This window comes from Halobacillus sp. BBL2006, assembly GCF_000786645.1.
Taxonomy (GTDB): domain Bacteria; phylum Bacillota; class Bacilli; order Bacillales; family Halobacillaceae; genus Halobacillus.
On the sequence record NZ_JRNX01000366.1, the window covers coordinates 1 to 9154 of the forward strand.

The window sequence follows — 9154 nt, forward strand, 5'->3', positions numbered from 1 at the left end:
AGAAAAGAAATAAAAAATCCAATTAAGTGATCCTGTTTCTTCCGTTACCCTTCCTAAGATAAACACAGAAACTGCAAAACCAACCGCTCCCCATAAGCGGATGTTGCCATATTCTTTGCCGTTTTTCTGTACAAAATTCAATGACAAGCTATCAGATAAAGGAACGATTCCAGATTGAAACACAGCTATACAAATGATTCCAACCAATAAAACAGGGAAGATTTGCAACAGCGGATAAAACCAGCCTAAAAGACTCGCCACGATTGAGGCAGTCATTAAGAGTCTTTTTGGTCTTCTCGTATAGTCACTGATCATCCCCCAAATGGGTTGAATAAAGATGGTGACTAAAGGCAAAGCAGCAATGATGATACCGATTTGTGTGTGATTCAGTCCTTTTTCTTCTTCTAAAAATACAGATAGCAAAGGAAATAAGGATCCAAAGCTGAAGAATGTGAAGAAATAAAACATCTGAATAAATCGATACGTTTTTTCTACAGGTGGGCGTGACATAATCTTACCTCACTAATCTCTATTATTTCGTCAATTCATAAATGGATGCAGCATAAATCTCAATGGCTTTTATCATATCTGCAATCCGAACATGTTCGTCTTTCTGATGAGCCGTATCAGGGCTCGAAGAAAACATGGCGCCAAACGCTACTCCAGCATTAAGTGAACGCGCATATGTTGCCCCTCCGATCGATAAAGCAGACAGATCTTCTCCAGTTGCGTCATTATAAACTCGCAATAAAGCCTGGACAAATGGATGGTCTTTTTCCATATAAAGAGCTTTCAAATGATCATATAATTCGAAATGGCCTCCATGTTCCTGAGTAAATTTCTCCAGGGTAGACAGGATGGAATCCGAATCTGCTGTCACAGGATAGCGGAGATTAATTCCTAATCGACATTTACTCTCTTCCCAGGTAAGAGACCCGAGATTCAATGTTAGCTCGCCTGACTCAGAGTCAGACTGGTTTAGCTGAAGTCCGCTCCCGTCCGATTCTTTAAAGGAGCGTTGAATCATTGATAACAATTCAATATCTCCATCATTCAAAGGTAAAGTCAATAAATAAGAAACCAATGCGGAAATGGCATTGATGCCTGATTCAGGTGTACTCGCATGCACCGACTTTCCTTTCACGACAACCGTACATTCGTTGTGGCCTTCTTCAAACTCTCCTTCTAGTTGATGGTCATGTATGAACTGTAGAAATTGATCCTTTAAATCTTTGTTCGACCTTAGAACAGCCGAAGCTTCATCAGGCACCATATTCAATCTATCCCCGCTATTGATCTTGATAAGTTCTATATTCGAGGAAGTGTCCGCTTTGTTGGTGACTTTATAGTTCATGTAAAAATCGAGCAGACCTTTTTCAGCATGGATGACTGGAAAAGAGGCATCAGGAGAAAATCCTAATGCGGGCATTTCTTCTTTATTAAAATAATGTTCCATGCCTTTCCAATCTCTCTCCTCATCCGTACCGAGAATCAACCGAATTCGTTTTTGAGGCTTAAAGCCTTGATCTTTGAGTATTTTCATCGCAATATAGGCGGCCATTACCGGTCCTTTATCATCCTGTGCACCTCTAGCGTACAGCTTTCCATCATTAACCACTGGTTCAAATGGTTGAGTAGTCCAGCCTTTACCTGCAGGTACGACATCTAAATGCCCAAGAATTCCTAAAAGCTCGTCTCCGTAACCGAATTCAATATGACCGGCTTGTCCATCAATATTTTTTGTTGAAAACCCATCAGCATCGGCAATTTCCAGCATTGTATTCAGTGCGTCATCGATCGGCTTCCCATATGGGTACTCTTCACTTTCCTCATAAACACTTGGTATTTCAAGAATTCTTGTCACCTTTTCAAGAAATTCTCCTTCATATTGCTCACTAAGTTGTTTCATATTCATGAAAATGCCCCTTTCTTCATAATCATTTCATAAGTCCCTTTGTCACAAACTGCATAAAGCTCCGCATCCATTGGAATAGGTTCGTCTAGTTTCCTGTTGATGGCTAAATCATTGCGATCTGCAATTAAGGTGGCTCCGTCATTTAAAAGAGACTGAAAGGCATCCCTGTACGTCTTCCACGAAGAATGAACAGGGACATGATATAAATCTTCTCCTACTGAACGGCGAAGCAATTGCCCATAAATCTCTGAGACTCCTTTTCGAAAGGCAGAGCGCACAGCAAGAGAGGAGATTGTTTCATTGGAGATGATGAATTCATCAATGTGAGCATGCTTGAAATTCTTAATATGTTTTTCTTCCATAATTTCAACAACTGTATGGACATTTGAAGCAATGGCCTCAATCGAGGATGCGATCAGCAACGTTTTTCCATCAATCATTTGATCGTTATTCAATTGATCATCAGCAAATACGAGTACAGCTTTGGCTTTTGGAACATTCGCTTGCTCCAATGTTGTCAGGTCAGAGGCGTCGCCTTTTAGGTAATGAATGTTGTCGTCGAGTATAGGCGCTTCTTTTAATTGATCAATAATGACTACTTCAGCTTTTTCGTCTGTTTCCATGATCTCTTTCACAGCAAATTGAGCTTTATGTGACCAGCCGATGATGATTAAATGTCCTGAACCTTTATACACAATATCACCTTCCAAGCGTTTTTTTCTGAACGTAGCGAGTCCGTCGATGATTTTTCCAATGACTACCCCGATCAAACCAATGCCAACGATATACAGGATAATTGCGATGACTCTACCGGCAATGGTAACTGGATAATAGTCCCCATATCCCACTGTCGTCACTGTCGTCATCACCCACCAAAATCCATCAAACAATGTAGGGAACGTATCATTTTCTACCCATACGATTAAAATAGAAGAGAGGAACACGAGAAGGGCGCTTGATAAGAACAAAACAGTGTTGTTGATTTTCACCATTTTCAAAAGTAATTTTCTAATGATAACCAATTATTTCCCTCCATTTTTTAAATTCTTGTAAATTAAGTGAATTATCTGTAAAATCAGGACTTTTATGTAGCACTCATTTATACTCTATTGTAGAATGAAACCAACTTCATAGATTCACTGGCACCACAAATTCCAAGTTATGAAAATAAGGAGTGGTTTTTTGAATCATCCGTCATCACGCATGCTCAACCGAATTAAAGCTGTCTACATCTATATAAGAGACCGAGGGACAGTATCAACGAACGAGTTAGCAGATGAGTTCGGTATTACCGACCGTACGATGCAAAGAGACCTGAGTGTATTGGAATATAATGGACTTGTAGCAAGTCCTAACCGTGGAAAGTGGACAATAACTGAAAAAAAAGTAAAAATCTCATAAATGATAATAGATCACCCGGAATCGCTTCCGGGTGTTTTTTTGATTTTCGCTAGGAAATTATAAATTTTTGCTTGTGGATATTTTTGTCCTGGTGAGCGACATCCTGCTCCAGCGCCTTTGTTCTTAATCTAAGTTTGTCATTGACTTTAAATAGTCGACTTCTTCATCGGTTAATTCACGATACTCTCCTAATTCCAACTCAGGATCAAGTTCTAACTCCCCCATTGAGATTCGCTTCAGGTAAGTCACTTTTTTATCAACCGCTTCAAACATTCGTTTTACTTGGTGGAACTTTCCTTCGGTTATCGTCAATTCAATTTCCGAGTGCTCACCGGAGCTCAGAATCGTCAATTCCCCAGGCTTTGTCTTGTACCCATCATCCAGAATGACTCCTTCTGAAAATTTTGCTACATCCGATTCCGTCACTCTTCCATCGATCCGAGCGTAATAAGTTTTTCCAACATCTTTCTTGGGAGAGGTTAAACGATGGTTAAGCTGACCATCATTCGTAATCAGCAACAACCCTTCGGTATCTTTATCTAATCGACCAACAGGAAAAGGATCAAAGATGTAATCTTCAGGCTGAAGAATATCGATAACCGTTGTCTCATTTGCATCTTCTGTAGCAGAAATCAGATCTCCAGGTTTATTCATCATTAAGTAGATAAACTCCCGGTATTCTACTTCTTCCCCCATGACTGTCACAGAGTCATGAGCGGGATCGATATGCGTTTTTGGACTTTTTTCAGGTTGACCATTCACCCTCACATTTCCGCCTTTTAATAAGCCTTTCACTTCTTTCCGTGTTCCATAACCCATATTAGCTAAAAGTTTATCTATCCTCATAGAAAAACCCCCTTTACCTGCGTTTTAAAAATTTATCTAAGATGCGTACGCGTCCACCCAGGACACGCTCTAATAAGGTCGTCTGATATGTCAGCCAGAAATAAACGGCACCACCAAAACCGATACTAAGCAACAGCACAATCAGTGCATCGATTCTCTTTTCCAAAGGATCAAAAAGGAATCCTAATAGCCATTTCACAACGAATACGCTTAAAGCCATGACCGTTGTCAGTATAACGATGAGCAACGTCCGTTTGAACAATTGCTTGTATGAAAATTCGATTGAACTAAAGATTCTCCAAAAGTTCAGAGTCACCGCTGCGGCTACACCTAAGCCTGTAGCTATAATGGCGCCTTTAGCACCGAACATTTGAATGAACCACCAGTTCGTGGCGAGTTTCAGTAATATTCCCGTCCCTAAACTGATGACAGCGAAATTCTGACGGTTAATCCCTTGAAGGATAGAAGAAGTTACGGTGTATAAAGCTAAGAAAAGTCCGACTGGTGCGTACCATCTTAGTAAATCTCCTTTAAACAATACTTGCTCAACTCCATAAAACGTTCCATAAGCCTCAATTGCCAAAACTGACAGACCAACAACAGCTGGTATGATAATCAAAGCAATAATTTGAAGCGCCTGATTGACTTGACGATTCAATTGAGTCATTTTATTATTTGTGAACGACTGAGTAATCGCTGGCAATAACGCTAACGACAATCCAATACCAAACGTCACTGGAATCATGACTAGCTTATGACTCAGGAAGTTCATAGCTGAGAAAGCACCATTTGCACGTTCACCTAATCCTGCCGCATCCATCGCTTTGAAAAACGTGAACTGATCGATCAATTGATAGAGCGGTGTCGCAATCCCAACTAGAATAAATGGACCAGCATAGCTGAATAATTCCTTAAACATCTCTTTTGTAGAAAGCCCATACGTGAATTCCTGTGCTGCTAATTGCCGATCAAGATAGGGTTTCCTTTTTCTCCAGTAAACAAAAAGTGTGATACAAGAGGCTATCCCACCGATAAAGGCTGCAAAAGTAGCGAACCCTATCGCTTGAGCAAGTTCTCCTTGCATGATCTGAATAATAATGAAAACAGAAACGAGAAGGAAAACAATCCTTACAATCTGCTCGACGACCTGGGAAACGGCTGTCGGAGCCATCGATTCATAGCCCTGGAAAAAGCCGCGTGTTATACTCATCGGCGGAATGACCAGCAAAGCGAAACTGACCATACGAATGACCATAGCTCCGTCCTCAACAAGGCCGCTATCAGCACCGAATGTTCTTGCTGCTACTTGCTCTGCTGAAAAGAACAATAACAGAAATGCTATGACACCTGTCACAGCCATAAGCTGAATACCGGCTTTCAACATTCTCCTCCCTGTCTCATAGTCCCCAAGACTGTTATACTTAGATACGAATTTAGAGACAGCGACAGGGACACCCATACTGGATAAACTAAGTAAAATGCTGTAAGGGATGTAAGCGACAGAGAAAAGGTCCGTCCCTTCCTCCCCTACCATATTTTCAAACGGTACGGTATAAATCATTCCAAGAAATTTTGATAAAAAAGTTCCTGCTGTTAATAACATGGTTCCTTTAAGAAGCTTCGACATATTTATCTATTCACCTTCAATTTTATTGTAGAATCGACCTCATCTATTTTATCATAGATAAAAGGAAAACAATGAATGATCGGATAAAAAGAAAGGAAGAACATCATGACTTACCAAGTAACCGTGATAGGCGGAGGACCGTCTGGACTGATGGCAGCCATTGCAGCTGCGGAACAAGGCGTAAAGACCCTCCTGATTGATAAAGGAAAAAAACTAGGCACTAAGCTCGCCATCTCAGGAGGGGGCAGGTGCAACGTAACAAATCGCCTGCCTGAAGAAGAAGTGATCAAGCACATTCCCGGAAATGGAAAATTCCTTTACAGCCCATTTTCTGTATTCAACAACTATGACATTATCGATTTCTTTGAAGGACTTGGAGTAGCTTTAAAAGAGGAAGACCATGGCCGGATGTTTCCGGTAAGCAATAAAGCGAAGGATGTCGTTCAGGCTTTATTGAATCGTCTGGACGAGCTGAATGTGGAAGTGCGCAAATCTACACCAGTTGAAGCTATTCACTACGGGGAAAATGACCATCAAATCATCTTGAAAAATAATGAAAAGATCACTACAAGAGCTGTGGTCCTCGCTGTGGGAGGGAAAGCTGTGCCGCATACAGGTAGTACCGGGGATGGATATGCATGGGCAAAGAAAGCTGGGCATACCATTACGACGCTTTTCCCTACGGAAGTCCCTCTCACCTCCAAAGACCCTTTGATTAAACAAAAAACTTTACAGGGTCTCTCGCTAAGAGATGTCGACGTGTCCGTGCTAAATAAAAAAGGAAAGCGCATCGTTACCCACCGTATGGACATGCTGTTTACTCACTTTGGATTATCAGGGCCAGCCATTCTCAGATGTTCACAATATGTTGTGAAAGAATTCATGAAAGGCCATCGACCTGTAACGATAGAAATCGATGCTCTTCCTGACAATAATGAAAGTGAGTTGTATCAGTACTTACAAGGACTTGTAAAAGATCACCCAAGAAAAGCTTTCCGCAATGTAGTGAAAGGCATCGTCCCCGAGCGTCTATTAGAGCATTTATTGAATTTGATCGAAGTGGATCAAGAAGATAAATCCGCCAATATGCCGAATCAAAAATTACAATCCATGGTCCAATATTTGAAGCATTTCACAGTAAACATTCACGACTCTCAACCTATAGAAAAAGCATTTGTTACAGGGGGGGGTGTCTCGATCAAGGAAATCGTTCCTAATACGATGCAGTCTAAGTTGATGAATGGATTGTATTTTTGTGGTGAAATATTAGATATCCATGGTTACACAGGCGGATATAATATTACATCTGCCATGGTCACAGGTCGAGTAGCAGGAATGCACGCAGCCTGGGAATCGATGGGATGAGGAGGAATTAATGTGGAAATTAAACCTATTGATGCTGAAGAGACGATTTCATTACGCCATCAGATTTTAAGGTCAAACCAGCCCAGAGAAGCTTGCCAATATCCTAAAGACGGTGAAGCAAATTCGTTCCATTTAGGTGCTTTTCATGGGGATACATTGATTAGCATCGCATCCTTCTATCATGAAAAAACTGAAAAACTGGAAACCGAACATCAATACCGCCTTCGTGGAATGGCCACTCTGCTTGAATGGCGTGGAATGGGTGCGGGAACTTTACTCATCAAAGAGGCTGAAGCTATTTTAAAGAAAAGAAATGCAAAAGTACTATGGTGTAATGCACGAACTAGTGCCAGAGGATATTATGATCGTCTTCACTTCCATCAAGTGGGAGAAGTATTTGACCTTCCTCCAATTGGACCGCATGTGGTATTATACAAAGAAATCGAGAAGCATTAAACGCTTCTCGATTTTCTTTGATTATATTCAAATTCTCGACCTAACTCGCGGTTTAATAGAATTTGCATCTGTTCACGATCTTCTTTATTAACGATAGGGTCCTTTTCGTTCCAATCTAACGAATAAACCACATAATAACGTCTGATTCTCCTGAAATAAAAAGTTGAATTTGGAAATTTATCAAAATACCCGCGCACCATTTTTCTTCTTGAATAACTCCATCTTACTAGTTCGATATGGATCCCTCCGAACATATATTCGTTATTTATTATAACGAGGATTCGAATGAATCACAATACAAAACTACCAAATTAAGGCAAGTCCCATGTAACTAAATAATAGACTGCAAATGAGATAGAGATATCCGTACACTTTTAATGCCTGATACTGGTTTGTCATTCCAAACACTCCAACGATAGCTAACCAAATTATGATGGTTATAAAGAAAATATGCTGGATCGGAGATATGTCTTCCTTCAGAGAAGCTAAGTAAAATCCAAACGGAATAAATATAATCATGATCGCGTATTTCCAATTCAAATATGTATCTCTTTTCCTTTCCAGTTGCACCATGTCATCACCTTCCTATGGTAGAATATTTGAAAACAGAGGGAGGTTTTAATTATGTTTTCATTTACAGATCGGGTCCAGATTATCTTTTCCTCAGCTACGTTTGACCGCCTAACTCTTACCCCCGGACGATTTTTAGATGCAGCCCTTCAAATAGAAGAAAGCGTATGTAAAGAATTAAAAGATTACTTGATTTCCATCCCTTCTATTATGAATGTCATTGATGAAGCACAAACTGAAAACTCCGATGATGATATTTATATTCGCGAGATTGGAGTAATGGTCTCCCCTACATTTTACCATATCCTCGTTCTTGCAAAACAACGGAGCGAAAAATATGGACAAATCTATATTAATGAAGGTCATATCATCGAATTTATCATAAAGGACCTCCAACAAAAACATGCATGTTTGACACCTTTCCAATTCGAAAAGTCCATTAAAATTATTGCAAGCACAAGGAATTTGATCGTAAGTCTTAATGATATTCCAGAGTTAAAACGCTCACCATCTAATAACTTTTCTATTCGTGAGTGTCAAAAATCTGATATCTCCGGACTTCTCCGATTTATAAAGGATCAATTTGGAGAGCGATGGTTAAGTTCCGTTAATAAAGCTTTTCTTCCAAACAGCACCACTCACATTTATATAGCAGAGGATCCGGCACATCAAGTGATTGGATTTGCTTGTTTCAGGGAAGAGGGTACTTTCGGTCCTATGGGGGTTTCGTTATCCCACCGTCGAAAGAGAATTGGGGAGTCACTGGTTTTGCAATGTTTAATCTTTTTAAAAGAAATAGGAAGAGAGCAAATTTTGATTGAAGAAGCAGGACCTATTGAATTCTATGAAAAAACCTGCGGTGCTGTATTAGAGCAACCTATACCATAAAAAAACGTCTTGGAAAAATCCAAGACGTTTTTTTATCATTGACGTGGCGGCGTCCTACTCTCACGGGGATCGACCCGACTACCATC

The 9154-nt window shown here is 40.2% G+C and carries 10 protein-coding genes; 4 read left to right on the forward strand and 6 right to left on the reverse strand.

What is annotated here, in order from left to right; all coding sequences use genetic code 11:
- The 3 genes from LD39_RS11475 to LD39_RS11485 all read right to left on the reverse strand — a co-directional run.
- Positions 1–510 (reverse strand): MFS transporter (locus LD39_RS11475; RefSeq protein WP_156112630.1); only part of this gene is annotated, 510 nt, incomplete at its 3' end.
- 22 nt (positions 511–532) lie between these two features.
- Positions 533–1915, reverse strand: a complete 1383-nt coding sequence (gene pepV, locus LD39_RS11480) for a dipeptidase PepV (protein WP_035546472.1) — start codon at positions 1913–1915, stop codon at positions 533–535.
- A complete protein-coding gene (locus tag LD39_RS11485; protein WP_052158838.1) occupies positions 1912–2937 on the reverse strand; it encodes a TrkA family potassium uptake protein in 1026 nt (341 codons plus the stop codon). The genes pepV and LD39_RS11485 overlap by 4 nt, the downstream gene beginning before the upstream one ends.
- A gap of 160 nt (positions 2938–3097) precedes the next feature.
- Here LD39_RS11485 and LD39_RS11490 point away from each other — a divergent pair, with 160 nt between their 5' ends.
- Positions 3098–3316, forward strand: coding sequence for a DeoR family transcriptional regulator (locus tag LD39_RS11490; RefSeq protein ID WP_035546474.1), 219 nt, complete (start codon positions 3098–3100; stop codon positions 3314–3316).
- Between the two features lie 123 nt (positions 3317–3439).
- On the opposite strand, the gene LD39_RS11495 is transcribed toward LD39_RS11490, so the two are convergent.
- Complete coding sequence (locus LD39_RS11495; RefSeq protein WP_035546476.1) at positions 3440–4162, reverse strand: pseudouridine synthase; 723 nt, start codon at positions 4160–4162, stop codon at positions 3440–3442.
- A gap of 13 nt (positions 4163–4175) precedes the next feature.
- The gene (locus LD39_RS11500) at positions 4176–5789 is read right to left on the reverse strand and encodes a polysaccharide biosynthesis protein (protein WP_035546478.1); all 1614 of its coding nucleotides are present in this window, start codon (positions 5787–5789) and stop codon (positions 4176–4178) included.
- A 105-nt stretch (positions 5790–5894) separates the two neighbouring features.
- Between LD39_RS11500 and LD39_RS11505 the strand changes: the two genes are divergently transcribed.
- Together LD39_RS11505 and LD39_RS11510 are read left to right on the forward strand one after the other, a co-directional pair.
- On the forward strand, positions 5895–7154 hold the full coding sequence (locus tag LD39_RS11505; RefSeq protein ID WP_035546480.1) for an NAD(P)/FAD-dependent oxidoreductase: 1260 nt from the start codon (positions 5895–5897) through the stop codon (positions 7152–7154).
- A 12-nt stretch (positions 7155–7166) separates the two neighbouring features.
- Positions 7167–7610, forward strand: a complete 444-nt coding sequence (locus LD39_RS11510) for a GNAT family N-acetyltransferase (RefSeq protein WP_035546482.1) — start codon at positions 7167–7169, stop codon at positions 7608–7610.
- Positions 7611–7913: 303 nt separating this feature from the next.
- Here the strand turns inward: LD39_RS11510 and LD39_RS11520 are convergent, their stop codons facing one another.
- Positions 7914–8183: a hypothetical protein gene (locus LD39_RS11520; RefSeq protein ID WP_035546483.1), complete on the reverse strand. Its 270-nt coding sequence runs from the start codon at positions 8181–8183 to the stop codon at positions 7914–7916.
- 51 nt (positions 8184–8234) lie between these two features.
- On the opposite strand from LD39_RS11520, the gene LD39_RS11525 reads away from it, so the two are divergent.
- Positions 8235–9068 carry a GNAT family N-acetyltransferase gene (locus LD39_RS11525; RefSeq protein ID WP_035546485.1) on the forward strand — a complete coding sequence of 278 codons (834 nt, stop codon included), beginning with the start codon at positions 8235–8237 and terminating at the stop codon, positions 9066–9068.
- Positions 9069–9154: the final 86 nt, after the last annotated feature.

Bases quoted from the DNA above. Each gene is read 5' to 3' on its own strand.
- pepV (WP_035546472.1), bottom strand. From the start codon at position 1,915: ATGAATATGAAACAACTTAGTGAGCAATATGAAGGAGAATTTCTTGAA.
- LD39_RS11495 (WP_035546476.1), bottom strand. From the start codon at position 4,162: ATGAGGATAGATAAACTTTTAGCTAATATGGGTTATGGAACACGGAAA.
- LD39_RS11500 (WP_035546478.1), bottom strand. From the start codon at position 5,789: ATGTCGAAGCTTCTTAAAGGAACCATGTTATTAACAGCAGGAACTTTT.
- LD39_RS11505 (WP_035546480.1), top strand. From the start codon at position 5,895: ATGACTTACCAAGTAACCGTGATAGGCGGAGGACCGTCTGGACTGATG.
- LD39_RS11520 (WP_035546483.1), bottom strand. From the start codon at position 8,183: ATGGTGCAACTGGAAAGGAAAAGAGATACATATTTGAATTGGAAATAC.
- LD39_RS11525 (WP_035546485.1), top strand. From the start codon at position 8,235: ATGTTTTCATTTACAGATCGGGTCCAGATTATCTTTTCCTCAGCTACG.